Origin of the sequence: Aeromicrobium sp. REDSEA-S32_B7, from assembly GCF_001626145.1 — a bacterium.
Lineage (GTDB): Bacteria > Actinomycetota > Actinomycetes > Propionibacteriales > Nocardioidaceae > Aeromicrobium > Aeromicrobium erythreum.
Map to the genome: position 1 here is coordinate 1 of NZ_LUNF01000246.1, position 23,675 is coordinate 23,675.

At 72.2% G+C, this 23,675-nt stretch carries 23 protein-coding genes and 1 pseudogene; 6 read left to right on the plus strand and 18 right to left on the minus strand.

The annotated features are described in order from the left end of the window. From A6Q79_RS15500 to A6Q79_RS15520, 6 genes and pseudogenes are all read right to left on the minus strand, one after another. Positions 1–995: NADH:flavin oxidoreductase/NADH oxidase (locus tag A6Q79_RS15500; protein ID WP_317698722.1), on the minus strand; the 995-nt coding region annotated here is incomplete at its 3' end. A gap of 155 nt (positions 996–1,150) precedes the next feature. Further along, positions 1,151–1,396 carry a hypothetical protein gene (locus tag A6Q79_RS15505; protein ID WP_289017526.1) on the minus strand — a complete coding sequence of 82 codons (246 nt, stop codon included), beginning with the start codon at positions 1,394–1,396 and terminating at the stop codon, positions 1,151–1,153. After that, positions 1,393–1,617: a hypothetical protein gene (locus A6Q79_RS15510; RefSeq protein WP_286690437.1), complete on the minus strand. Its 225-nt coding sequence runs from the start codon at positions 1,615–1,617 to the stop codon at positions 1,393–1,395. Before A6Q79_RS15510 ends, A6Q79_RS15505 begins: the two co-directional genes overlap by 4 nt. Continuing rightward, on the minus strand, positions 1,614–2,282 hold the full coding sequence (locus A6Q79_RS15515; RefSeq protein ID WP_286690436.1) for a hypothetical protein: 669 nt from the start codon (positions 2,280–2,282) through the stop codon (positions 1,614–1,616). The genes A6Q79_RS15510 and A6Q79_RS15515 overlap by 4 nt, the downstream gene beginning before the upstream one ends. Positions 2,283–2,419: 137 nt before the next feature. After that, positions 2,420–2,767, minus strand: coding sequence for a TrkA C-terminal domain-containing protein (locus tag A6Q79_RS18715; protein WP_353939377.1), 348 nt, complete (start codon positions 2,765–2,767; stop codon positions 2,420–2,422). Further along, a pseudogene (locus tag A6Q79_RS15520) lies at positions 2,753–3,610 on the minus strand (RimK family alpha-L-glutamate ligase); the annotation flags it as partial. The pseudogene A6Q79_RS15520 and the gene A6Q79_RS18715, both read right to left, overlap by 15 nt. A gap of 28 nt (positions 3,611–3,638) precedes the next feature. Here A6Q79_RS15520 and A6Q79_RS15525 point away from each other — a divergent pair. Both A6Q79_RS15525 and A6Q79_RS15530 read left to right on the plus strand, forming a co-directional pair. Next, positions 3,639–4,160, plus strand: a complete 522-nt coding sequence (locus tag A6Q79_RS15525; protein ID WP_286690435.1) for a RimK/LysX family protein — start codon at positions 3,639–3,641, stop codon at positions 4,158–4,160. Further along, entirely contained in the window at positions 4,160–5,110 is a 951-nt protein-coding gene (locus A6Q79_RS15530; protein ID WP_286690434.1) for a succinylglutamate desuccinylase/aspartoacylase family protein, read from the plus strand. Before A6Q79_RS15525 ends, A6Q79_RS15530 begins: the two co-directional genes overlap by 1 nt. A 21-nt stretch (positions 5,111–5,131) precedes the next feature. Here A6Q79_RS15530 and A6Q79_RS15535 read toward each other — a convergent pair whose 3' ends face one another. The 4 genes from A6Q79_RS15535 to A6Q79_RS15550 all read right to left on the minus strand — a co-directional run bounded on the left by A6Q79_RS15535 (position 5,132) and on the right by A6Q79_RS15550 (position 9,542). After that, complete coding sequence (locus A6Q79_RS15535) at positions 5,132–6,331, minus strand: NAD(P)/FAD-dependent oxidoreductase (protein ID WP_286690433.1); 1,200 nt, start codon at positions 6,329–6,331, stop codon at positions 5,132–5,134. A 519-nt stretch (positions 6,332–6,850) separates the two neighbouring features. Then, on the minus strand, positions 6,851–7,180 hold the full coding sequence (locus tag A6Q79_RS15540; RefSeq protein WP_286690432.1) for an META domain-containing protein: 330 nt from the start codon (positions 7,178–7,180) through the stop codon (positions 6,851–6,853). Further along, complete coding sequence (locus A6Q79_RS15545) at positions 7,177–8,007, minus strand: hypothetical protein (protein ID WP_067854248.1); 831 nt, start codon at positions 8,005–8,007, stop codon at positions 7,177–7,179. Before A6Q79_RS15545 ends, A6Q79_RS15540 begins: the two co-directional genes overlap by 4 nt. Before the next feature lie 32 nt (positions 8,008–8,039). Then, on the minus strand, positions 8,040–9,542 hold the full coding sequence (locus A6Q79_RS15550) for a gamma-glutamyltransferase (RefSeq protein WP_289017530.1): 1,503 nt from the start codon (positions 9,540–9,542) through the stop codon (positions 8,040–8,042). Between the two features lie 114 nt (positions 9,543–9,656). On the opposite strand from A6Q79_RS15550, the gene nhaA reads away from it, so the two are divergent. Then, positions 9,657–10,934 carry a Na+/H+ antiporter NhaA gene (nhaA, locus tag A6Q79_RS15555; protein ID WP_286690430.1) on the plus strand — a complete coding sequence of 426 codons (1,278 nt, stop codon included), beginning with the start codon at positions 9,657–9,659 and terminating at the stop codon, positions 10,932–10,934. Positions 10,935–10,967: 33 nt separating this feature from the next. On the opposite strand, the gene guaA is transcribed toward nhaA, so the two are convergent. Beyond that, complete coding sequence (guaA, locus tag A6Q79_RS15560) at positions 10,968–12,527, minus strand: glutamine-hydrolyzing GMP synthase (RefSeq protein ID WP_067854238.1); 1,560 nt, start codon at positions 12,525–12,527, stop codon at positions 10,968–10,970. 243 nt (positions 12,528–12,770) lie between these two features. Here guaA and A6Q79_RS15565 point away from each other — a divergent pair, with 243 nt between their 5' ends. Beyond that, positions 12,771–13,586 (plus strand): adenylate/guanylate cyclase domain-containing protein, encoded by an 816-nt coding sequence (locus A6Q79_RS15565; protein ID WP_286690429.1) that lies wholly within the window; start codon positions 12,771–12,773, stop codon positions 13,584–13,586. A gap of 66 nt (positions 13,587–13,652) precedes the next feature. On the opposite strand, the gene A6Q79_RS15570 is transcribed toward A6Q79_RS15565, so the two are convergent. Further along, complete coding sequence (locus A6Q79_RS15570) at positions 13,653–14,051, minus strand: cyclic nucleotide-binding domain-containing protein (protein ID WP_067854232.1); 399 nt, start codon at positions 14,049–14,051, stop codon at positions 13,653–13,655. Positions 14,052–14,191: 140 nt separating this feature from the next. Between A6Q79_RS15570 and A6Q79_RS15575 the strand changes: the two genes are divergently transcribed. Continuing rightward, positions 14,192–15,781, plus strand: a complete 1,590-nt coding sequence (locus A6Q79_RS15575) for an adenylate/guanylate cyclase domain-containing protein (RefSeq protein ID WP_067854229.1) — start codon at positions 14,192–14,194, stop codon at positions 15,779–15,781. Between the two features lie 122 nt (positions 15,782–15,903). On the opposite strand, the gene A6Q79_RS15580 is transcribed toward A6Q79_RS15575, so the two are convergent. The 6 genes from A6Q79_RS15580 to A6Q79_RS15605 all read right to left on the minus strand — a co-directional run bounded on the left by A6Q79_RS15580 (position 15,904) and on the right by A6Q79_RS15605 (position 23,355). Then, positions 15,904–17,595: a GMC oxidoreductase gene (locus A6Q79_RS15580; RefSeq protein WP_286690428.1), complete on the minus strand. Its 1,692-nt coding sequence runs from the start codon at positions 17,593–17,595 to the stop codon at positions 15,904–15,906. Between the two features lie 85 nt (positions 17,596–17,680). After that, the gene (locus A6Q79_RS15585; protein WP_286690427.1) at positions 17,681–19,231 is read right to left on the minus strand and encodes a succinic semialdehyde dehydrogenase; all 1,551 of its coding nucleotides are present in this window, start codon (positions 19,229–19,231) and stop codon (positions 17,681–17,683) included. 87 nt (positions 19,232–19,318) lie between these two features. Further along, positions 19,319–20,584: an iron uptake transporter deferrochelatase/peroxidase subunit gene (efeB, locus tag A6Q79_RS15590; protein ID WP_286690426.1), complete on the minus strand. Its 1,266-nt coding sequence runs from the start codon at positions 20,582–20,584 to the stop codon at positions 19,319–19,321. Beyond that, positions 20,581–21,714 (minus strand): iron uptake system protein EfeO, encoded by a 1,134-nt coding sequence (efeO, locus tag A6Q79_RS15595; protein ID WP_286690425.1) that lies wholly within the window; start codon positions 21,712–21,714, stop codon positions 20,581–20,583. Before efeO ends, efeB begins: the two co-directional genes overlap by 4 nt. 115 nt (positions 21,715–21,829) lie before the next feature. Continuing rightward, positions 21,830–22,249 (minus strand): hypothetical protein, encoded by a 420-nt coding sequence (locus A6Q79_RS15600; protein WP_286690424.1) that lies wholly within the window; start codon positions 22,247–22,249, stop codon positions 21,830–21,832. Next, positions 22,249–23,355, minus strand: coding sequence for a GuaB3 family IMP dehydrogenase-related protein (locus A6Q79_RS15605; protein WP_067854215.1), 1,107 nt, complete (start codon positions 23,353–23,355; stop codon positions 22,249–22,251). The genes A6Q79_RS15600 and A6Q79_RS15605 overlap by 1 nt, the downstream gene beginning before the upstream one ends. 113 nt (positions 23,356–23,468) lie before the next feature. On the opposite strand from A6Q79_RS15605, the gene A6Q79_RS15610 reads away from it, so the two are divergent. Beyond that, positions 23,469–23,675 (plus strand): hypothetical protein (locus A6Q79_RS15610; protein ID WP_317698721.1); only part of this gene is annotated, 207 nt, incomplete at its 3' end.

Here is a 23,675-nt window from a genome sequence, read left to right on the forward strand (position 1 = left end):
GGGTACAGGCCCGCGGGCGGGTCGCCGAGCTCGTGGGCGGCGCGCTGGGGCCAGCCCGGCTCGCGCAGGGCGGCCCGTGCCAGCAGCACGACGTCGGCGTCGCCCCGCTCGAGCACCTCCTCCGCCTGCTGCGGGTCGGTGATCAGGCCCACCGCGCCCACGGGCAGGCCGGATCCGTCGCGCACCTCGCGCGCGAGCGGCACCTGGTAGCCGGGCCCGACCTGGATGTCGGCGGGCAGCAGGCCGCCGCTGGAGACGTCGACGAGGTCCACGCCGTGGTCGGCGAGCTCGCGCGAGAGTCGCGCGGTCTCGGCCGACGTCCAGCCGCCGTCGAGCCAGTCGGTCCCCGAGAACCGCACCACGAGCGCCTTGTCGTCGGGCCAGGCCGCGCGGACCGCGTCGACGACCTCCACGACCAGCCGCGTCCGGTTCTCGAAGGAGCCGCCGTACTCGTCGTCGCGCTCGTTCGACAACGGCGAAAGGAACTGGTGCAGCAGGTAGCCGTGCGCGGCGTGCACCTCCACGGCGTCGAACCCGGCAGCGTCGGCGCGGCGGGCGGCGTCGGCGAACCGCGCGGGCAGCTCGCGGACCTCCTCGAGCGACAGCGCGCGGGGCGTGGCGTACCCGGGGAAGGCGACGGCCGACGGCGCGACGGTCTCCCAGCCGCCGTCCTCGACGGGCACGCTGCCCTCGCCGGTCGCGGCAGCGCGCGGGTCGGCGAACGGCGCGAAGGTCGACGCCTTGCGCCCTGCGTGCGCGAGTTGGACCCCGATCGGCACGCCCTGCTCGTGCACGGCCGCGACCACGCGGCCCCACGCCTCCTGCTGGGCGTCGTCCCAGAGCCCGGTGTCCTCGGGGCTGATGCGACCCTCGGGCACCACCGCGGTGGCCTCGGTCAGGAGCAGCCCGAAGCCGCCCGACGCCCGGGCGACGAGGTGCGCCAGGTGCCAGTCGGTCGGCACGCCGTCGCGCGCGAAGCACGAGTACTGGCACATCGGCGCCAGCCAGACACGGTTGCGGGCGGTGACGCCGCGGAGGGTGACGGGTTCGAGAAGAGCACTCACGTCAGCCGTGCAACGTCCTCGACCGTCCGGATCTTCCCCGCCCCGGTCGCCACGCCCGCCTGGCCCGGCCGGCACGGCAGGACGGCTCAGGGTTCGCTGACCTGGCGGTCGAGCAGGTGCCCCTCGACGTCGTACGTCGCGACGGTGGTGCCGGTCGGCGTCCCGTCGAGCGTCGACGTCTCGTCGGTGATCGTCACCTCCGCCTGCGCCGGGTCGATCGACGAGGGGTCAGGTCCGTCGACCCCGACCGCCGCGACCGCGCCGCCGACCACCAGGGCCGCGACTCCCGCCGCAACCGCCAGACCTCGTCCGGGAACGGTGATTCGCTTCATCTCTGATCCTTTCTCCTCGGGTCCTGGCCCCGAGCTCCTTGGGTGTCGCGGGGCCCTCGGCCCCACGTGAGGAAGGCGACGACGAGCGCCGCCACGACGACCAGCCACACGACCAGCTCGATCGCGCCGTAGCCCACGCTCCCGCCCAGACCCACGAGCCCGAACGGGAGCAGGACCACCACGACGAGCGCGACCGCGAGGACCTGCCGGCGCCCGGTCACGTGCCCGAGAACGCGTAGCGGTACCTGCCGTTGGAGTACGACCGCAGGGAGTTGGCGGGGTACGACGTCTGGATGCAGCCGTACTTGACGACACAGTTCTCGAACCGACCCTGCCGGTAGTGCCGGAAACCGCTCCGGGGCCGGTTGTTGTTCGCTCCTGCGTCGTAGAAGTTCGTCACCTTGCGCACCTGGCCCCGCCAGTACTGGAACCCGTCCACCGACGAGATGCTCCATCCGGTCTTCACGCCGCGGTGGATCCGCTCGGTCGACCGCGTCCAGCACCAGCGCGTCCAGGTGTTGTAGCGGTAGGCCGTCTTGCCGACGACCGTCTTCGCCCGGTTGGAGATCGTGACCTTGCGGCAGCCCGACGCGGTGCTCGTGCCGCCCGTCCCGCCCCGGTTCGAGAGGGTCGACGGCTCGGTGCCCGCGGAGCCGTCGAGCGGCGTCCGCTGCGTCGACAGCGGCCGACCGTCGAGCGTGAACGACTCCTCCAGGAGATAGTCGCCCTCGGGGGTGTCGACGACCCTCAGGTCGTCGACGGACTGCGCCTCGGCCGGCGGGGCGTGGGCTCCGTCCGGACCTTCGGCCGCTGCGGCGGGTCCGACCACCAGGGCCAGGGCGCACGCCGCCGACGAGACCACCACCGTCATCGCCCGTCTCTGCATCACGTCTCCTCCGATCTCGGCACCTGGGAGGTGCCGGTCCCCCACACGATGGAGGGGCTCGCAGGAGTGCGACAGACTTCTTCAGAGTTGAGGTGGATGGCCTTGACAGGGCGCGTGAGCCGACGTAGCGGAAGCCCTCACCCCTCGTGGATCGGGTCCTTCGGCAGCCGCTTGACCTTGCGGATCCGCTTGCGGCGGCTCGGGATCATCGAGCGCATCTCCTCGAGCTTGCCGAAGCACAGCAGCCGGTCGCCGGCCTCGAGCACGTGCGAGCGGCGCGGGTTCGGGATCACCTGGGTGCCGCGCTGCAGCGTGAGGACGGAGATGTCGCGGTCGCGCAGGCCGCTCTCGCCGAGTGGCGTGCCGACCAGGTCCGACGCCGCCTGCACGAGCAGCTCGGCGACGCCGTAGCCGGTGGAGACGGTCAGCCGCTGCCGGACGTCGATCTCGGGGAAGGCGACCTGGTTGTCGATGTGGTCGATGATCGCCCCGGCGACGTCGAGGTTGGTGGCCGCCTCGATGCCCTCCAGGCCGGGCGAGGAGTTGACCTCCATGACGAGGGGCCCCTCGTCGCCCTCCAGCATGTCGACACCGGCGACCCGCAGACCCATGATCTGCGCCGCCCGTACCGCCACCCGCTCGTACTCGGCGTCGAGCGTGACCGGCTCGACGGAGCCGCCGCGGTGCACGTTGGAGCGGAACTCATCGCCCTTCGCCACGCGTCGCATCGCCGCGACCACACGGTCGCCGACGACGAGCGCACGGATGTCGCGACCCTTGCTCTCCGCGACGAAGTGCTGGATGAGCACGTTCTGGCGGGTGCTCTGCAGGGTCTCGATGATCGCCTCGGCGACCTTGATCTCCGGGGCCAGGATCACGCCGATGCCCTGGGTCCCCTCGAGCAGCTTGATGACGACCGGCGCGCCACCGACCCGCTCGATCGCGGGGATCACGTCGGCCCGGTCGCGCACGAACGTCGTGGCCGGCATGCCGATGTCGTGGCGCGAGAGGATCTGGCTCGCGCGCAGCTTGTCGCGCGAGTTCTGGATGCCCCACGACGTGTTCGGCGTGTACACGTCCATCTGCTCCAGCTGCCGCACGACGGCGGTGCCGTAGTAGGTGATGGAGTTGCCGATGCGCGGCAGCGCGGCATCGTAGTGCGACAGCGGCTTGCCGCGGTACTGCAGGTCGGGCTCGTCGCCCGAGAGGTCGATCGCGAAGCGCAGGGTGTTCAGCACCTTGACGGTGTGACCACGGTCGAGCGCCGCGGTGCGCAGGCGCTGCGTACTGTACGACCGAGGCGCACGTGACAGGATCGCGAGCTTCATGGACTCCCCGAGCTGGAAGGACGGACGGTTGACGCAACCCCCTTCCTACACCTCCGCCCCGCAGTCCGCTCCCCCTGGCGGGCCCGACGCCGACCGTCCGGCGCCGACGCTGGTGGGCTGGCGCGAGTGGGTCCGTCTGCCCGACCTGGACGTGCCGTGGATCAAGGCCAAGATCGACACCGGCGCGCGCACGTCGTCGCTGCACGCCTTCGACCTCGACGACGACGGAGGACGTCGGGTCCGGTTCAGCATCCACCCGTGGCAGGGCAGCGACGAGGACCCGACGCAGGTCGAGCTCGACGTGCTCGACCTGCGCGAGGTGCGGTCGTCGTCGGGCCACGTCGAGGAGCGCTACGTCGTGATGATCGACCTGCACCTCGCCGGTCGCGTGGTGCCCGCCGAGGTGACGCTGTCGCGGCGCGACGAGATGGGCTTCCGGATGCTCGTGGGACGTGAGGCGCTCGCGCAGGGGTTCCTCGTCGACTCCAGCGCGTCCTACCTCGGCGGGCGTCCGCCCGTGCGCGTGCGCCGCCGGAACCGGGGACGGTGATGGTGCGCCCGTCGTTCGAGATCGGCCCCATCCGGGTGCGTCCGGGGCAGGTGAAGTCGGTGTCGCTGCCGATCACCCGACTCGTGACCGGTGCCGACGTCGACCTGCCGGTGCGTGTCGTGCACGGACGTGAGGACGGGCCGACCGTGTGGGTCGACGCCGCCATCCACGGCGACGAGGCGGTCGGCGTCGAGGTGGTCCGCCAGGTGCTCGCCGAGCTCGACCCGAAGACGATGCGCGGCACCCTGATCGCCGTGCCGATCGTCAACGTTCTCGGCTTCATGACCGGCGACCGCTACCTGCCCGACCGCCGCGACCTGAACCGCTCGTTCCCCGGGTCCGCGCGCGGGTCGCTCGCGTCGCGCATCGCGCACCTGATGATGACCGAGGTGGTCGCCAAGTGCGAGGTCGGGATCGACCTGCACACCGGGTCCGATCGCCGCACGAACCTGCCGCAGATCCGCGCCGACCTCGAGGACCCGCGCACGCGCGAGCTCGCGGAGGCCTTCGCCGCCCCCGTCATGCTGCACGCGCGCATCCGCGACGGGTCGCTGCGCGCCGCCGCCCGCGAGGCCGGCGCCACGGTGCTCCTCTACGAGGCCGGCGAGGCATGGCGCATGGACGGGTGGGCGATCGAGGCCGGTGTGCGCGGCGTGCGTCGGGTGCTCGCCGCGCTCGGCATGACCGACGCGCTCGAGGAGGACCCGCCCACCCCCAGCCAGCCGTCGTTCAAGAGCAGCTGGGTCCGGGCCCGCGGCACCGGCATGCTGCACCTGGAGGTCGCGCTCGGCGAGCACGTCAGCGAGGGCCAGCGCCTCGGCGGCCTGTTCGACTCCTTCGGCAAGCGCGTCCGCCTCGTCCACGCCGAGCGGTCCGGCGTCGTCATCGGCCGCACCGAGGCCCCCGTGGTCAACAGCGGCGACGCCGTCGTGCACGTCGCCGAGGTCTGACCCGAGGGAGAGATTCCCAGGTCAGGCGAGGGCGGAGAGCTCGACGGAGGGGTCGGCGAGGCGCTCGGGGTCGACCTCGCGGCCCACGAGGGCGCGCAGGTCGTCCTGGACGTCCCAGATGTTGACGTTCATGGCGGCGGACACGACGCCGTCGTGCAACCAGAAGACGATGAACTCGCCCTCGCCGCTGCCGTCGTCGAGCTCGCCGCGCACGACCACGTCGTCGTCGCCGGACCCGTGGCCGACGTACTCCATGCCGAGGTCGTACTGGTCGGTGAAGAAGTACGGCTCCCAGTCGTAGGTGACGTCCTGGCCGAGCAGCACCTGCGCGACGGCCTCGCCCTGGCGCACGGCGTCGTCCCAGTGCTCGACCCGCACGGCGTGGCCGCGACCGAGGTGCAGCGTGGCCGACACGTCGCCGATGGCGTACACGTCGGGGTGGCTGGTGGCGAAGTGCTCGTCGGTGACGATGCCGTCGTCGACGAGCAGTCCCGCCTCCTGCGCGAGCTCGACGTTGGGCGTCGCACCCACCGCCAGCACCACGACGTCGGCCTCAAGCACCTCGCCGCCGCCCAGCTTCACCGTGCGTGCGGTCACCGCGTCGACCCGTTCGCCCGCCCGCAGCGTCACGCCGTGCGACGTGTGCAGCGACGCGAAGTAGCCGCCGATCCGCTCGCCCATGACCTTCTCCAGCGGCACGTCGTCGCGCAGCACCACCGTCGTCTCGAGGTCGTGGTGGCGCGCCGCGGCCGCCACCTCGAGCCCGATCCAGCCGCCACCCACGACGACGACCGACGACGCGTCGGCGAACGCCGTCGACAGCCGCTCCACGTCGGCCGCGTTCCGCAGGAAGAAGGCGTCGGCACCACCCGCGATGGCGTCGGGGACGGCGGGACGCGCGCCGGTCGCGATGACGGCCTTGTCGAACGGCACGACCTGGCCGTCCGCCAGGTGCACGCGGTGACCCTCCACGTCGAGCCGCTCGGCCTCGGTGCCGGTGACGAGACGCACGTCGTGCTCGGCGTACCACTCCTGAGGCTGCACGACGGCGTCGTCGAGCGTGCCCTCGCCGAGCAGCACGTCCTTCGAGAGGGGCGGACGCTCGTACGGCAGGCGGTCCTCGTCGCCGATGATCGTCAGCCCGCCGTCGTGACCGTTCTCGCGCAGCGCCGCTGCAGCCTTCGCGGCCGCGAGACCGCCTCCGATGATGACGATGTCCATGCGTCGAGCCTCGCACGGACCTCGACGTCGGCAAGCCGAACGCACGAGGGACTAGCCCGGTCCGGGAGTCAGCTCGCCGGGGTCGCGCAGGTGTCGCCGCAGCTCCCGGACCGCCCCAGGGAACCGAGCTCTCGGCCTGCGCCGTCGAACACCACGAGCCGTCCCGACACGAGGCCGTACGACGTCGCAGGGGTCAGCCACTGATCGACGCTCCCACATGCTCTGAGCCCGTGTGCCGTCCTGGCCGGCACGGCACGTCCGTCGACCATCGACCAGGACAGACTCCCGAATCCGTTGCACCCGTCGTAGCCGGCGAGGCGACCGTCGACCACGATCTCCACGTGGACGCCCTCGTGCCCGGGCTCGCCCCACCGGCCGGCGAAGTCGGACGCGACGGCTGGCGTGACGCTCGGCGATGGTGATGGAGATGACGACGGCGTCGGGCCGGGCTCGGGAGACGGGCCGCTGCACGCCGCGAGCACCGCCAAGAGGACCATCCCTGCGACGACGACCGCTCGCTCACCCACGGGGCGTCGCGTCCGGGTCGGTGAGCAGCAGACCGAGCTCGTCGCCGTCGGGTCCGGTCGCCCTCAGCGTGCCGTCGTCCCAGCGGAACGACACCGCCCGGCCCAGCCAGGTGTCGACGCCGTCGCAGGCCATGAGGGTCGAGACGCGGGTGCCCGACGTGGTGACGACGTCGCCCTCGAGCGACCAGTGCTCGCCGCCGAACCGGTTGCACCCGTCGTGCCCGGCGAGGTCGCCGTTGTTGCGCAGCTCGACGAACGCCCGGTCGGGGCCGTTCTCGGGGAGCCAGCGGCCGACGACGTCGGACCGTGCGGGGGCGCTCACTCGCCGTACAGCTCGTTCGTGGGGGTCGACCCCGACGGACCGGACGACAGCACCCGACGGCGGCCGCCGGGCAGCCGCTGGGCGAGCGTGCCGAGCGGCTCGACGGCGCCGCTGAGCACCGACACCGCCTGGTTGAGGCTCGGGATCGCGTTGCCGAGCGCCTCCAGGCGCGGGACGATCGCGTCGATCGTCGACCCGAGCGCGACCAGCTGCTCCAGCGTCCCGCCCGGACGCAGCAGGTTCTCGAGGACGCCCTCCTCCTCCAGCAGCTGCTCCAGCAGGCCACCGGGTCGCAGCACGTTCTCGAGCGTCCCGTCCTGCTCCAGGAGCCGGTCGAGCGGACCATCGGGTGCCAGCATGCGCTCGATCGGGCCGTCCGGTGCAGTGAGCCGCTCCAGGGGGCCGTCGGGCGCGAGCAGCCGGTCGAGCGAGCCGCCGGGCGCCAGGAAGCGGTAGAGCGGGCCGTCCTCGGCGAGGGCGCGGTCGAGTGGACCGCCGGCCTCCAGGAGTCGCACGAACGGGCCGTCCTCCGACGCCATCCGGTCGACGAGGCCGTCGCGCTGCAGCGCCTTGCCCACGGGCCGGTCCTCTGCCGTGATGTCGGCGACCAGGTTGCCGAGCGCGACGATGCCGCGGTCGTCGGCGAGCAGGCGACCCAGCTGCTCCAGCAGCCCGTCCTCGCCGATCAGCACGGCGATCCGGCTCCCGTACCCGCCCTCGCGCAGGATCGGGCCGTCCGGCGACGCCAGCTGGCCCAGCGCCAGGGTCGTGCGGGTGGCCGAGATGGTCACGCGCAGCGGCAGGGTGGCGAGGCCGACGAGGTTCATGCCCGCAGCGTAGGACCGTGACAGCGACGATGTCACGCGCTGCGCACCAGACGCACCGCCCCGTCGCGCCTCGGGTCGGCGGCGGCCTCGAGGTGCAGCGCGCCCGTGGCGTCGCGTCGCAGCAGGGTCGCGGCCACGCCGCCGTAGTACATCGTGAGGTCCGCCGGGTCCTCGACCTTCACCACCTCGTCGGGGCGTCCGGCCCGGTGCACGTGCACGCGCGGGTGGTCGACGGCTCCCTGCAGGGTCAGGCCGCCGTTGACGAAGCCCGCCACGACCTGCGCGACGGCCGTCGAGATGCGGTCGGCCCCGGGCGAGCCGATCGCCAGCGCCGCGCCGTCGCGGTGGTGGGCCACGGTCGGTGCCATGTTCGACAGCAGCCGGGTGCCCGCCGGCAGGCCGTGCAGCCCCCGCGGGTTCAGCTCCTGCTCGCCGAGGCAGTTGTTCAGCCAGATGCCGGTGCCGCGGGCCACCATGCCCGAGCCGTAGCCCGAGGACACGGTGACGGCGCACGCGCCGCCGTCGCCGTCGGTGGCCGACACGTGGGCGGTGGAGCCCGACGAGCGCACCGTGTCGTCGACCGAGGCCAGGTACGCGAGGGCGTCGGCGACGAGGTCGTCACTGTGGTCGAGCACGTCGAGCCGGTGCCCGAGGACGGTGCGCTGCACCTCGACCAGGCGGTCGACGTCGTGGGTCGACCACCGGCCGTCCACCACATCGAAGGGGACGCCGTCGAGCAGGCGCAGCATGGCCGCGACGCACACCCCACCGATGGCCGGCGTCGGGTTGGTGCCGAGCGTCCAGTCGCCGAGCTCGACGCGCAGCGCCGGCCGGACCACCGGCTGGTACGCCTCGAGGTCAGCGCGGGTCAGCAGACCGCCGCGCGCGACGACGTCGTCGCTGATGAGGTGTCCGAGCTCCCCGGCGTGCAGCGCCGTCGCGCCCTCCTCGGCGATCAGCTCGAGCGAGGCCGCCAGGTCGGCGACCACCACGAGCCCGCGCGTCACCGTGCCGTCGACGTCGTGCACGGCCGCCCGGCTCTGCTGGTCCCAGCCGTAGATGTCGTCGTGCACGTAGTCGAGGTAGTAGCGCGACGCCGAGCCCAGCCGGAACCCTCCGCGGGCGACGTCGACCGCCGGGGCCACGACCTCACGCCACGGGACGCTCCCCCAGCGTCGGTGCGTCTCCTCGAACGCCGCCACCGCACCGTGGGTCGCGACCGACCCGGCCCCGATCGTGACGGTGACCCCACCGCCGTACTCGGTCGTCACGTCCCACGTGCCCGAGCCGCGCGCGGCATCCGCTCCCCGGCCCGGCATGTCCATCCAGCCGTCGACGGTGACGGGGCTCGAGCCGTCCGGGGGCTGGACGGTGACGAACCCGCCCGAGCTGAGCGAGACCAGGCCGACCTCGTTGACCATGGTCACCAGGGCGGCGGCGAGTGCCGCGTCGACGGCGTTGCCGCCCGCGCGGGCCACCTCCGCGCCGGCATCGGCGGCGGCCTCGTTGGGTGCGGCGAGCGCGACGTCGGACATCCCCGCAGGCTAGCCGCGCCGACCGACCCCGCGCGATCCGACGGTAGGATGGACCCCGGTGTGCCGGGAAGTCTGGTCGGCGTCCTGTCGTCGACCCCTGGAGAGCGATTCCCTGTGAACACCACCCGTCCCCGCCTGTTCGGCCGCGGCTCCTGGCCCGAAGCCCAGCGCATCGGCGAGCTGGTCCGCGCCGAGACGTTCGGCGGTGCGCTCCTCGTCGTCGCCGCCCTCGTCGCGCTCGTCGCCGCCAACACGACCGACGCCTACGCGCGGCTGCGCGACACCGTCGTGGGACCGTCGGCGCTGCACCTCGACCTGTCCCTCGGCACCTGGGCCGCCGACGGCCTGCTCGCGATCTTCTTCTTCGTCGTCGGCCTGGAGCTCAAGCGCGAGTTCGTGGCCGGCGACCTGCGCGACCCCTCGCGTGCCGCGGTGCCGATCGTCGCGGCGGTCGGCGGCATGGCCGTCCCCGCCGGCCTCTACCTGCTCGTCAACGGCCTGCACCCCGAGGGACGCCTGGTCGGCTGGGCGATCCCGTCGGCCACCGACATCGCCTTCGCCGTCGCCGTGCTGGCGGTGGTCGGGTCGTTCCTGCCGACCGCGCTGCGGCTGTTCCTGCTGACGTTGGCCATCGTCGACGACCTGCTGGCCATCACGATCATCGCGCTCTTCTACACCGCCGAGCTCGACGTGCTCTGGCTGCTGGCCGCCCTCGTGCCGATCGGCCTGTTCGGGCTGCTCGTCCAGCGTCGCGTCCGCTCACCCTGGCTGCTCGTCCCGCTGGCCGTCGTCGCCTGGGTGCTGGTGCACGAGTCGGGCGTCCACGCGACGGTCGCGGGCGTGCTGCTGGGGTTCACCGTGCCGGTGCTGCGCCGCGACGGCGAGACCGGGCCCGGCCTGGCCGAGCACCTCGAGCACGTCGTGCGCCCGGTGTCGTCGCTGTTCGCGGTGCCGGTGTTCGCGTTCTTCTCCGCCGGTGTGGCGGTCGAGGGGGCGTCGGGCTTCGTGCAGGCCCTGCGCGACCCGGTCACCCTGGGCATCGTCGCCGGGCTGGTGGTCGGCAAGCCGCTCGGCGTCCTCGCCGCGACCTGGCTCATGGCGCGGTTCACCCGCGCCGAGCTCGACGACGACCTGACGTGGACCGACCTGCTCGGCGTGGGCCTGCTCGCCGGCATCGGGTTCACCGTCGCGCTGCTGGTCGGCGAGCTGGCGTTCGGGCCGGGCAGCGAGGCCGACGAGCACGTGAAGGTGGGCGTGCTGCTCGGCTCCCTCACGTCGGCGCTGCTGGCGGTGGTGGTGCTGCGTTCACGCAACCGCACCTACCGTCGCCTGCACGAGCGCGAGACCCGCGACGACGACGGCGACGGCGTGCCCGACGTCTACCAGGCCTGAGCCCTCATCCCTCCCCGTCGCGGGACGTGAGGACTACTCCCACTCGATGGTGCCCGGGGGCTTGCTGGTGATGTCGAGGACGACGCGGTTGACGTCCTCGACCTCGTTGGTGATGCGGGTGGAAATGCGCTCGAGCAGCTCGTAGGGCAGGCGGCTCCAGTCGGCGGTCATCGCGTCCTCGCTCGACACCGGCCGCAGCACGATGGGGTGGCCGTAGGTGCGACCGTCGCCCTGGACGCCCACGGAGCGGACGTCGGCGAGCAGCACCACCGGGAACTGCCAGATGTCGCCGTCGAGGCCGGCGGCCGTCGTCTCCTCGCGCACGATCGCGTCGGCGCGACGCAGGATCGCGAGGCGCTCGGCGTCGACCGCGCCGACGATGCGGATGGCGAGACCCGGACCGGGGAAGGGATGGCGGCCGACGATCGCCTCGGGGATGCCGAGCTGGCGGCCCACCTCGCGCACCTCGTCCTTGAACAACGTGCGCAGCGGCTCCACCAGCGAGAACTCCAGGTCCTCGGGGAGCCCGCCGACGTTGTGGTGGCTCTTGATGTTGGCCGCGCCCTCGCCGCCGCCGGACTCGACGACGTCGGGGTAGAGCGTGCCCTGCACGAGGAACTTGACCGGAGGCCCGGGGGTGGCGAGCACCTCCCGCTCCGCCTCCTCGAACACGCGGATGAACTCGCGGCCGATGATCTTGCGCTTGGTCTCGGGGTCGCTCACGCCGTCGAGGTGCCCGAGGAACCGCTCGCGCGCGTCGACGACCTTCAGGTCGACCCCGGTGGCCTCGACATAGTCGCGCTCGACCTGCTCGGCCTCGCCCTCGCGCAGCAGCCCGTGGTCGACGAACACCGCGGTGAGCCGGTCGCCGACCGCGCGCTGCACGAGCGCCGTCGACACCGCGGAGTCGACACCACCGGACAGTGCGGAGATGACACGGGCGTCACCGACCTCGGCGCGGATCTTCTCGACCTGCTCCTCGACGATGTTGACGCTGGTCCACGTCTGGCGGCAGCCCGCGATCTCGACGAGGAAGCGCTCCAGCACCTGCTGGCCGTGCTCGGAGTGCAGCACCTCCGGGTGCCACTGCACGCCCGCGAGCCGGCGTCCGATGTCCTCGAACGCGGCGACGGTCGCACGCGGCGAGCGGGCGTTCACCGTGAAGCCCTGCGGCGCGCCGACGACCTCGTCGCCGTGCGACATCCACGACGTGAGGCTGCCCGGCAGGCCCTGGAGCAGGGTGCCGGGGTCGAGCACCTCGACGGCCGTGCGCCCGTACTCGCGCTGCCCCGTCCGCGCGACGTCGCCGCCGAGGGCGGCAGCCATGGCCATGAAGCCGTAGCAGATGCCGAACACCGGCACGTCGGACTCGACCATCGTCGGGTCGAGCTGCGGCGCACCCGGCTCGTAGACCGACGACGGACCGCCGGACAGGATGATCGCGGCGGGCTCGCGCGCGAGGATCTGCTCCACCGGCATCGTGTGCGGGACGATCTCGGAGTACACCCGGGCCTCGCGGACGCGACGCGCGATCAGCTGGGCGTACTGGGCGCCGTAGTCGACGACGATGACGAGGTCGTGGTCTGGGGTCACCGCGTCATCGTATCGGTCGAGAAATTTCTTCAGACGGCTCGTAACCCCCTCCGAGGAGCGTCGTTGAACAGGATGGATCTCGCTACACTCCCTCCCGCGAGATCCACATCGTGCCCGCTCCTCGTGGCACATGACAGGACCCGGCCCGTGAGCTCCCTCCAGGCCGGGTCCTGTGCGTTCCGGTACGCCGAGCAAGCCGCAGCGGCTCCACCCCTCCCCCGTCCTCGCCGTAGATTGGTGCCGATGTCCGGTCTCGAGGTCGCCCTCTCGCTCACCGCCGCCGCGCTGGGCGTGCTGCTCGTGGTGACCTGGGGCCTGCTCCTGGGCGCGCGGCGCCGGATCGCCCAGCTGAAGCGGTCGCTGCAGGCCGAGCGGCCCCGACCCCGGCTCACCGTGCCGCGACCCGCCGACGCCGTCCGCACGGTCGTGGGCACGGCGATCAGCCTGAAGGACAAGGGTCTCGGCGGCACGCTGCGCAGCTCGATCGACGACCTCGCGCGCTGGGCCGACGTCGAGCGCCCCGACCTCGCGCGCATGGCCACGCCCGACGGCACCGTCGCGATCCTGTTCTCCGACATCGAGGGCTCCACCGCCCTCAACCACGAGCTGGGCGACGGGGGCTGGGTGCGGCTGCTCGCCAAGCACGACGCCGTCGCCACCCGTGCGGTCGGACGCCACGGCGGCCACGTCGTGAAGACGCAGGGCGACGGTTTCATGGTCGCGTTCCCGTCGGCGACCGCCGCTGTCGCAGCCGCGGGCGAGGTGCAGCGCCGGATCACCCGTGCCCGGCCGGGGTCGCGCCTGGCGGGCGTGGCCGTCCGCATCGGCGTGCACCGCGGCTCGGCGGTCCACCGCGACGGCGACCTCTTCGGACGCAACGTCGCCTACGCCGCGCGCGTCGCCGCGCAGGCAGACGGCGGCGAGGTGCTGGTCAGCGACACCGTCCTCGAGGCGCTCGAGGCCGACGGCACGCCCGTGCCCGTGCTGGAGAGCCGCGAGGTCGACCTCAAGGGGATCCCGGGCACCCAGGTCGTGCACGCCCTCGACTGGCAGGTCTGAGCCCGGACGTGCGACGGCCCGGCGCCTCCGGGGAGGGGCCGGGCCGGGCAGCCACGAGCAGGACGGTCAGTCGAGCCGCTCGGTTGCCTTCTTCTGCAGCTTCTCGGCGAAGTTCGGGTCGTGCTCGAGCAGCTCGGCGACGTCGGAGTCGGTGAGGTGCAGCGCCTTGACCGGCGTCTTCGCCACGACGGTCGCGTTGCGCAGCTTGCCGTTGACGAGCGCCATCTCGCCGATGACGTCGCCGGCACCCAGCTCGGCGATGGACTCCTGGTGGCGACGGATCTCCACCGTGCCCTCGAGGATGATGTACGCCTTGTCCGCGGGAGTGTTCTCGATCATCACGGCCCAGCGCTCGGGGATGTTCACGGGACGACCGACACCGGCGAGCTTCTCGATGGTCTTGGCGTCGAAGTCGGTGACGCGGGTCAGCGCGTCGATGGTCTCGCGGTCTGCCTTGCGTGCCATGGCTTCCTCTCGGTCGAACGGCGCGGGGGTGGGAGGGCGCCGCAGCCGGTCCAACGACCTGGAGCGAAGGAGGACACGCCCGCAGCATGCTGACGGTACGCTGCCCGACGTCCCCTCCGCCAGCCCTGGAAGGCAATGACGTGGCCTCTCGTGACGCGCGTACGGCCCGGTCCCGCCGCGCGTTCGGCTCGGTGCTGCTCGGATCGGCCGAGCAGGACACCAGCCGGCTGCGGGTGCGCATCCAGCTGCTGCTCACCCTCTTCCTCGTCAGCACGAACGTCATCGGCGCCGGCATCGTCGTCGCGCTGTCGGTGTTCGTGGTCCCGAGCCCCCGCCCGACGCGCGACATGGGCGTGGCCCTCGCGGTGGCCGTGCCGATCTACGTCGGGCTCGCCGTGCTCGTGGGCGCGACGTGGGGCACGCGCCGCACGGTCCGCGCCCAGCGGTGGGCGCTGGAGGACCGCGAGCCGACGTCGCGCGAGCGACGCCGCGCCCTGCGCGCCGCACGGTCGCTGACCGTCATGCAGGCGGCCCTGTGGGTGCTGGCCACGGTGCTCTTCACGCTCCTGTCGGTCGCCGTGCAGCCCGAACGCGCGCTCTCGACCGGCCTCACCGTCGGTATCGCGTCGATCGTGGTGACGACCATCGCCTACCTGCTCGCCGAGTTCGCGATGCGACCGATCGCCGCGCGCGCCCTCCGCGGCGCCGTCATGAAGCGTCCGCGCGGGCTGGGTGCCGCGACCCGTGTGCTGATGTTCTGGTGGCTCGGCACCGGCGCACCCGTCGTGGGCCTCGTCGTGGTGGGCATCCTCGCGCTCTCCACCGACCAGCTCACCCTCAGCGAGCTGGCCGTCGTCACGCTCATCATCGGCACGGTCGTGCTGTTCTTCGGCTTCTTCGTCATGTGGCTCACCTCCCGTGCCGTCGTCCAGCCGATGACCGGCGTCACCGAGGCGATGCGTCGGGTCGAGCGCGGCGAGTTCGGCACCACGATCGAGGTGTTCGACGGCTCGGAGCTGGGCATGCTGCAGTCGGGGTTCAACCAGATGTCGACGGGCCTGCTGGAGCGGGAGCGGCTGCGCGACGCGTTCGGCCGCCACGTCGGGCGCGACGTCGCCGAGGCGGCGCTGGACGACGTGCGGCTGGGCGGTGAGACGCGCGAGGTGTCGGTGCTGTTCACCGACCTCGTGGGGTCCACGTCGTACGCCGAGGAGCGCGAGCCGGACGAGGTCGTGGCCATGCTGAACGCCTACTTCGGCGTGATCATCGCCGAGGTCGACGCGCACGGGGGTCTGGTCAACAAGTTCATGGGCGACGCGGTGCTCGCCGTCTTCGGCGCGCCGCGCCACCTCGACGACCACGCGGGTCAGGCGCTGGCCGCCGCCCGGCGCATCGGCGAACGGCTGGAGTCGGAGCTGGTCGGGGTGCGGGCGGGCATCGGCGTCGCCACGGGGCGCGCGGTCGCGGGCTACGTCGGCGACGAGACCCGCTACGAGTTCACCGTGATCGGCGACGCCGTCAACGCCGCCTCTCGCCTGACCGAGCTGGCCAAGGACGTCGACGGCGGCGTGCTGGCAGACCTCCAGGCGGTCACCTCCGCCGATGCTGACGAGGCCGCCCACTGGCGTCGCGAGGGCAGCACCGTGCTCCGCGGCCGGTCCGAGGAGACCGAGACCGCCGTCCCGCGGCGGGCCGACGGTCCCCGGCCTGAGTCCTCGCCCATCGACTGATTCCCATCAGGTCATGGGAATCCCTCGCTCCCCTGCGGATGCATCCGCCGGGGAGCGACGAAGAACCGTGGTGAGCTGCTGATTCCCATCACGTGATGGGAATCAGCAGCGCCAGGCGGAGGTCAGCTGACGCCGACGATGGGCAGGCGCAGGGCCGCGGGGGCGTCCTCGGGGACCACGGGGTTCTTCGGGGCGATCGGCTCGAGCGAGCGGAAGCCCTCCCCTACCGCGGGCCGTGGGTCCGCCTCGCCGCGGTTCGGCCAGTAGGCCATCGCGCGCTCGGCCTGGGCCGTGATGGTCAGCGAGGGGTTGACGCCGAGGTTGGCGCTGATCGACGAGCCGTCGATCACGTGCAGCCCCTCGTGCCCGTAGAGACGGTGGTAGGGGTCGATCACGCCGGTCTCCGGCGAGTCGCCGATGCACGCGCCACCCATGAAGTGCGCCGTGAGCGGCACGTTGAAGGGCTCGCCGATCGTGCCGCCCGGGGTGCCGCCCATGTGCTCGGCCATCCGCTGCACGGCCACGTGACCCGGCTCGATGAACGCCGGGTTCGGCGCACCGTGGCCCTGACGCGACGTCAGCACCTTCCTGCCGAGCACGTTGCGCTTCGTGAACGTCGTGATCGAGTTGTCGTGGGTCTGCATGACCAGCGCGATGACCGTGCGCTCCGACCAGTGCCGCAGGTCGTAGAGCTTGAACATGTTGCGCTTCTGCCGCCACATCTCCTTGAGCCACGTCTTCCAGCGCGCCGTCGGCAGGCTTCCGTCGGTGAGGACGGTCTGCATCAGCGACATCGCGTTGGAGCCCCGCCCGTAGCGGCACGGCTCGATGTGCGTGAACTCATCGGGGTGGAACGACGACGTGATGGCCACGCCCTCGGAGTAGTCGACGTCCTTGCCGTCGGCGATCGAGCCGAGCAGGGCCTCGGAGTTCGTGCGCGTCAGCAGACCGAGCCGGTCCGAGACGTTCGGCAGGACACCCTGGTCCTTCATGCGGTGCAGCAGCTTCTGCGTGCCCATCGTGCTGGCCGAGAAGATCACCTGCTCGGCGGTCATCACGCGGTGCTTGCGGAAGCGCTTGTTGGTGCGGCGCGTCTCGACCGCGTAGCCGCCGTCCGGCAGCGGTGTCACCGACACCGCCGTCGTCATCGGGTGGATCTCGGCGCCGTTCTGCTCGGCGAGGTAGAGGTAGTTCTTGACGAGCGTGTTCTTCGCGTTGTGTCGACAGCCCGTCATGCACTCGCCGCAGTTGGTGCAGGCGTTGCGGTCGGGGCCGGCGCCGCCGAAGTAGGGGTCGGCGATCTTCTGGCCCGGCTCGTCACCGAAGAGGACGCCGACGGGCGTGTGGTGGAACGTGCCCTCGACGCCCATGTCCTGCGCGACCTTCTTGATCACCCGGTCGGCCGGGGTCTCGAACGGGTAGGTCGCGACGCCCAGCATGCGCTTGGCCTGGTCGTAGTACGGCGCCAGCTCGCTCTTCCAGTCGGCGATGTGGCCCCAGGCGGGATCCTTGTAGAACGGGTCGAGCGGCTCGTACAGCGTGTTGGCGTACACGAGCGACCCGCCCCCGACGCCCGCCCCGGAGAGGATGAGCACGTCCTTGAGCTTGTCGATGCGCTGGATGCCGTAGCAGCCCAGCTGGGGCAGCCACAGGAACTTGCGCAGCCGCCACGACGTCTTGGCGAAGTCCTCGTCGCGGAAGCGCTTGCCCGCCTCCAGCACGGCGACCTTGTAGCCCTTCTCGGTCAGCCGCAGCGCGGACACGCTGCCGCCGAATCCGGAGCCGATGACGATGACGTCGTGGTCGAAACCCATGGGAACCTCTCGTGGTGCTGCTGCGGGGTGGGTGGTGCTGTGTGCTGCGGGGTGTGGGGACGCGGGGCGTCCCGGTGCGGTGGCGTCAGGCGCGCGGGGTGCGACGCAGCACCTTCAGCCCGAGGGTGAGGGCCTGGGCGTAGCGGCGCGCGGGGACGAACGCCGGTCCGCCCATCGGCACGGCCCGCTGGACCGCCACGGCCTGCGGCTCGGTGTAGCGCAGGATGCCCTCGGCGCCCTGACGACGGCCGACGCCCGACGTGCGCATGCCGCCCATCGGGGCGTCGATGCTGCCGAACGTGGCGGCGAAGCCCTCGTTGATGTTCACGGTGCCGGCCTTGATGGCCGGGGCGATGCGACGGGCCTCGCGGACCGGTCCGAAGATGCTGGCGTTGAGGCCGTACTCGCCGGCGTTGGCGAGCGCGACGGCCTCGTCGACCGTGCGGTACGGGTAGAGCGAGACGAGCGGGCCGAACGTCTCCTCGGCGAAGCACTCGGCCGCCTCGGTGACCCCCTCGAGCACCGTCGGCTCGAAGAAGTACGGACCGAGGTCGGGTCGGGCCCGACCGCCGGTGAGCACGGTGGCGCCGTTCGCGACCGCGTCGTCGACGTGCTTGGCGACGGTCTCGACCTGGCTCTGGGAGATCAGCGAGCCCATGTCGGCGTCCCAGTCGAGGGATGCGCCGAGGCTCAGGGCCTGCACCCGACGCACGAAGGCGTCGCGGAAGCCGTCGTACAGCGCCTCGGGCACGTAGACGCGCTCGATCGACACGCAGAGCTGACCGGCCGAGGAGAAGCAGGCGGTGACCGCACCGGCCGCGGCGCGCTCGACGTCGGCGCCGGGCAGCACGATCATCGGGTTCTTGCCGCCGAGCTCGAGCGAGCAGCTGACGAGCCGCTCGGCCGCCTGCTTCGCGACCAGGGAGCCGGTCGCCGTCGAGCCGGTGAAGCAGATGTAGTCGGCGCGCTCGATGATCGCCGAGCCGACGACCGAGCCCGCACCGCTGACGACCTGCCAGACGTCGGTGGGGATCCCGGCCCGACGCAGCAACTCGACGCCGGCGAGCGCGATGAGCGGGCTCTGGCTGTCGGGCTTGTGCACCACCGCGTTGCCGGCCGCGACGGCGGGCAGCCCGTCGGAGATCGCCATAGTCAGCGGGTAGTTCCAGGGGCTGATGATGCCGACGACGCCCTTGGGCACCTGGTTCACCTCGACCCGCGTGAGCCCCGGCAGGGCGCCGTTGCGTCGCGTGGGACTCAGCTGGCTCTTCAGACGACGCGCGTAGAAGCGGGCGGTCAGCGCCAGGTGGGCGACCTCGTCGAAGGCGTGGGCCCGCGCCTTGCCCGACTCGAGCTGGATGAGGTCGAGCAGCTCGTCCTGGTGCGCGAGCACGAGGTCGTGCAGACGCAGCAGCGCGGCGGACCGTGCCTCCAGCGGGGTCTGCGCCCAGCGCTGCTGGGCGGCGCGGGCGGCGTCGAAGGCGGCCTCGACGTCGTCGATCGACGACACGGGGATCTGCGCGACGGGCTCGCCCGTGAGCGGGGTGGTGGTCGTGCGGGTCTCGCCGCTGGTGCTGCGGATCAGCGCCGTCAGGCTCTGGACACGGGAGGCGGGGACCACGTCGACGAGTGACATGCCTTCCAGGATACCGCCGGTATGTCGAATGCGACAGGGCTTGTGTCACATCCGCACGGTCCGCCGGACGGACGTCGCCGCCGCCGGTCAGCCGAACAGCGTCTCGCCCCAGAAGCCGCGCGGCCCGACGCCGGGCGGGCAGGCGAACAAGCCGGAGCTGCGGTGCACGAGGTACTCGTTGAGAGCGTCGTTGGTCGGCCCGGCCAGGTTGCGCTGGATCCGCACGAACTGCTCCGGCGAACGCTGGTAGCTGATGAAGAACAGACCGGCCGCCAGCTGACCGAGACCGTCCGTGCCGTTGACGAAGTTGTAGCCGCGCCGCAGGATCCGGGCGCCGCCGTTGTTGTCGGGGTGCGCCTTGGCGACGTGCGACGTGACGGGGATGAGCGGCTGGCCGTCCGAGCCACGCTTGCCGAGGTCGATCGCCGCGTGCTCGTCGCCGCCGGACAGCGGGCCGCCCGAGCCCTTGGCCCGGCCGATGATCGCCTCCTGCCCGGCGAGCGGCTCGCGGTCCCACGTCTCGATGCGCATGTCGATGCGGCGCGCGACCAGGTAGGAGCCGCCGACCATCCAGTCGGGACCGTCACCCTCCTGGACCCACACCACGTCGTCCACGTCGCGGTCCTCGGACTTCACGTTCGCGGTGCCGTCCTTGAAGCCGAACAGGTTGCGCGCCGTGGCCTGGGACGCCGAGGTCGACGACGTGCGACCGAAGCCGAGCTGGGAGTAGCGCACCGACGCACGCCCGAAGGCGATGCGGACGAGGTTGCGGATCGCGTGCACGGCCACCTGGGGGTCGTTCGCGCACGCCTGGATCGCGACGTCGCCGCCCGTCAGCGACGGCTCGAGACGGTCGCCGGAGAACAGCGGCAGGTCGGCGAGGTCGGTGGGCCGCGCGTCGCCGAGCCCGAACCGGGGGCGACCGTCACGCTCGAACAGGCTCGGCCCGAAGCCGATGGTCAGCGTCAGGCCCGACGCGGGCAGGCCGAGGGCCTCGCCGGTGTCCTCCGGTGGCGCCTCCGGGGCGCCCGCGACCGCACCGTAGACGCCCACCTCGTTGCCCTGCGTGAGCTTGCGCGCCGCCTGCGTCCACTCCTTCAGGAGGCCGACGAGCTCGTCACGGCTCTCGGTCGTCACGTCCAGCACGACGAAGTGCAGCCGGTCCTGCGCCGGAGTGAGGATGCCCGCCTGGTGCCGACCCTCGAACGCGACCGGGACCGCCTCGGGGTCGGGGCGGACGGGTTCGTCGCGCGTCGCGCCGACCGCGTAGCCGCCGGCGACGCTCGCAGCCACGGCGCCGGCACCGGCCGCACCGAGCAGGGCGCGACGCGAGAGGGGCGAGCGCTCGCTCACGCCGAGGCCGCGACCACGGCCGCCACCTTGCTGATCGGCTCGCTGAGCGCTGCCACGGAGTCCGAGAGCCGCTTGACCTGCTCCTTGCTGAGCGTGTCGTAGCCGGCCCACTCACCGGTGTCGGCGTCCTGGTACTGGTCGAGCTCGGTGTCGAGGGCCTTGAACCGCTGGTCGATGAGGGTCACGAGGTCGGGGTCGGCCTTCTCGAGCACCGGACGCAGGGACGCGATCGCGGCCTGCGAGCCCTCGATGTTGGCCTTGAAGTCCCAGAGGTCGGTGTGGCTGAACTCGTCCTCCTCGCCGGTGATCTTGCCCGTGGCGACCTCGTCGAGCAGACCCTTCGAGCCCTGGGCGAGCTGGAGCGCCGTGAGCGGCTTGTCCTTGCTCTCCTGGACCACCTTGGTGACGTTGGCGAGCAGCTGGTCGGCGTAGGGGTCCATGCCGTCGGTGTTGCCCGCGACCCACAGCTGCTTCTCGATGCGGTGCCAGCCCGTGAAGTCGCGTCCCTCGGCCTTGGCGTCGGGCTCGCGGCCGTCGGTGATCGGGTCGAGGTCGCCGAAGATCTCCGCGACCGGCTCGATGCGCTCCCAGTAGGTGCGCGCCCGCGGGAAGAGCGCCTTCGCCTCGTCGACCTTGCCGGCCTTGACCGCGTCGACGAACTCGGTGGTCTTGTCGATGAGCGCACCGGTCTGGCTCTCGACGTAGCGCTGGTAGCTGGCGGCAGCGGCCTTGAGCTCGGCGGAGTCCGACAGCTCCTTGGCGGCCTTGCCGGAGACCGTGAGGTCCTGGCGGATGCCGTCGCCGACCATCCCGGGCTTGCACGCGCCCTGGTAGTCACCCTTCGGCAGGTCGACGACGAGGTCGCGCGACAGGCCCGGACCGATGTTCTCGACCTCGCCCATGATCCGGTCGCCCTCGGCGTACACGTAGAACTCGGTGACCTTGGAGCCCGCGTTGGTCACGGCGAACGTGGTGGGGCCGGCCTTGAGCTGCGTCGCCGAGACCTTGCAGGAGGAGTCGGCGGCCTTCACGGAGACTGTGCCGTCGGCCTCCGACGGCTTCTCGGCACAGGCGGCCAGGAGGACGAGCGACGTGGCGGCGAGGCCGGTGGCGATGACGGTGCGGCGCATGGGGGTTCCTTCGGTGCGGGCGTCCAGGTGAGGACAGCCTCACCATGCTAGACCCCGGACCGTTCCTCGCGGCAACGGATTCCGATGTGATCTGGCCCGAACCCCTCCCGAGCCGTCAGCGGGTGATGATCGCCAGGTCCAGGATCATCAGGGCGAGGCCGAGCAACGCGATGCCGAGACCGACGAACGGCCACGGCCAGACGGACCGTCCGGTCGTCGCGGCGCGCACGATCCGGAAGGCGCTGAACAGCACCGCCACGAGCAGCAGGACCCAGAGCAGCGCCAGGCCTCCGAAGAACAGCAGCGAGCCCTCCGGACGGCAGATGAGGGCCCCGTCGTCGGAGGAACCGCCGCAGCCGTCGGACGCCATCGCGGTGAGCGGCGCCAGCGCACCGACCGCCAACGAGCCGAGCGCGAGACCGACCCACAGCACCCCGGCGACCACGACCTCGACGATCCGCGCAGCGGTCGGCGGTTGGCGGTCCGGGGGCGGCTCGGCGACCGGCCAGGCGCCGTCCGGGGGGCTGGTCGCCATCAGGCGACGACCACCTCGACGCGCTGGAACTCCTTGAGCTCGGTGTAGCCCGTGGTGGCCATGGCGCGACGCAGGGCGCCGATGAGGTTCATCGTGCCGTCGGGGACCGACGACGGACCGAACAGCACCGACTCGAGCGAGCCGACCGTGCCGATCTCGACCCGCTTGCCACGCGGCAGCTCGTGGTGCCAGGCCTCGGCACCCCAGTGGAACCCGCGACCGGGCGCCTCGGTGGCCCGCGCGAACGGCGAGCCGATCATGACGGCGTCGGCACCGCAGGCGATCGCCTTGGCGATGTCGCCGCTGCGCCCGATCGAGCCGTCGGCGATGACGTGGACGTAGCGGCCGCCCGACTCGTCGAGGTAGTCGCGACGCGCGGCGGCCACGTCGGCCACGGCGGACGCCATGGGGACGGCCAGGCCCAGCACGGAGCGGGTGGTGTGCGCCGCGCCGCCGCCGAAGCCGACCAGGACGCCCGCCGCGCCGGTACGCATGAGGTGCAACGCGGCCTGGTAGGTGGCGCAGCCGCCGACCACGACCGGGACGTCGAGCTCGTAGATGAACTGCTTGAGGTTCAGCGGCTCGGTCTGGCTCGACACGTGCTCGGCCGAGACGGTCGTGCCACGGATGACGAACAGGTCGACGCCCGCGTCGACCACGACGTCGGCGAACTGCTTGGTGCGCTGGGGCGAGAGCGCGGCGGCCACCGTGACGCCGGCCTCGCGGATCTCGGCGAGCCGGTCCTTGATCAGCGCCGGCTTGATCGGCTCGGCGTAGATGTCCTGCAGGCGTGCCGTCGCGGCGACGGGATCGAGCGACGCGATCTCCGCGAGCAGCGGCGTCGGGTCCTCGTAGCGGGTCCAGAGGCCCTCGAGGTCGAGGACGCCGAGGCCTCCGTGGCGACCGAGCGCGATCACCGTCTCCGGGCTCATCACGCTGTCCATCGGGGCGGCGATGACGGGCAGGTCGAAGCGGTAGGCGTCGATCTGCCAGGCGGTGGAGACCTCCTCGGGGTCGCGCGTGCGCCGGCTGGGCACGATCGCGATGTCGTCGAAGGAGTACGCGCGCCGACCGCGCTTGGCGGCACCGATGTCGAGCTCAGGCATGGGTCCACCCTAGTGCCGTCGGCGACCGCCACGACCCGCCCGGCCGTGGACGCGCGCCTGGACCGACGTCGGTGGCCCTTGGCAGGATCGCTGACGTCGCCGACGATGGAGGGGTGCCGACCATGACCGACGCGCAGAGCTGGACGCTGATCATCGGGTTCCTGACCACGACCGTCGCCGTCCTGGGCCTCGTCATGACCTCCTTCCACCGCACGCTGCAGGCGGGGCTGACGGCGGTGCGGCACGAGCTGCGCGGCGAGATCGGCACCGTCCGCGTCGAGATCGACGGTCTGCGCACCGAGATGGGCACCGAGTTCCGG

Coding starts and splice junctions, on each gene's coding strand:
- A6Q79_RS15505 (WP_289017526.1), bottom strand. CDS start 1,396: ATGAAGCGAATCACCGTTCCCGGACGAGGTCTGGCGGTTGCGGCGGGA.
- A6Q79_RS15515 (WP_286690436.1), bottom strand. CDS start 2,282: ATGCAGAGACGGGCGATGACGGTGGTGGTCTCGTCGGCGGCGTGCGCC.
- A6Q79_RS15530 (WP_286690434.1), top strand. CDS start 4,160: ATGGTGCGCCCGTCGTTCGAGATCGGCCCCATCCGGGTGCGTCCGGGG.
- A6Q79_RS15535 (WP_286690433.1), bottom strand. CDS start 6,331: ATGGACATCGTCATCATCGGAGGCGGTCTCGCGGCCGCGAAGGCTGCA.
- A6Q79_RS15545 (WP_067854248.1), bottom strand. CDS start 8,007: ATGAACCTCGTCGGCCTCGCCACCCTGCCGCTGCGCGTGACCATCTCG.
- A6Q79_RS15550 (WP_289017530.1), bottom strand. CDS start 9,542: ATGTCCGACGTCGCGCTCGCCGCACCCAACGAGGCCGCCGCCGATGCC.
- A6Q79_RS15565 (WP_286690429.1), top strand. CDS start 12,771: ATGTCCGGTCTCGAGGTCGCCCTCTCGCTCACCGCCGCCGCGCTGGGC.
- A6Q79_RS15570 (WP_067854232.1), bottom strand. CDS start 14,051: ATGGCACGCAAGGCAGACCGCGAGACCATCGACGCGCTGACCCGCGTC.
- A6Q79_RS15580 (WP_286690428.1), bottom strand. CDS start 17,595: ATGGGTTTCGACCACGACGTCATCGTCATCGGCTCCGGATTCGGCGGC.
- A6Q79_RS15585 (WP_286690427.1), bottom strand. CDS start 19,231: ATGTCACTCGTCGACGTGGTCCCCGCCTCCCGTGTCCAGAGCCTGACG.
- efeO (WP_286690425.1), bottom strand. CDS start 21,714: ATGCGCCGCACCGTCATCGCCACCGGCCTCGCCGCCACGTCGCTCGTC.
- A6Q79_RS15600 (WP_286690424.1), bottom strand. CDS start 22,249: ATGGCGACCAGCCCCCCGGACGGCGCCTGGCCGGTCGCCGAGCCGCCC.
- A6Q79_RS15605 (WP_067854215.1), bottom strand. CDS start 23,355: ATGCCTGAGCTCGACATCGGTGCCGCCAAGCGCGGTCGGCGCGCGTAC.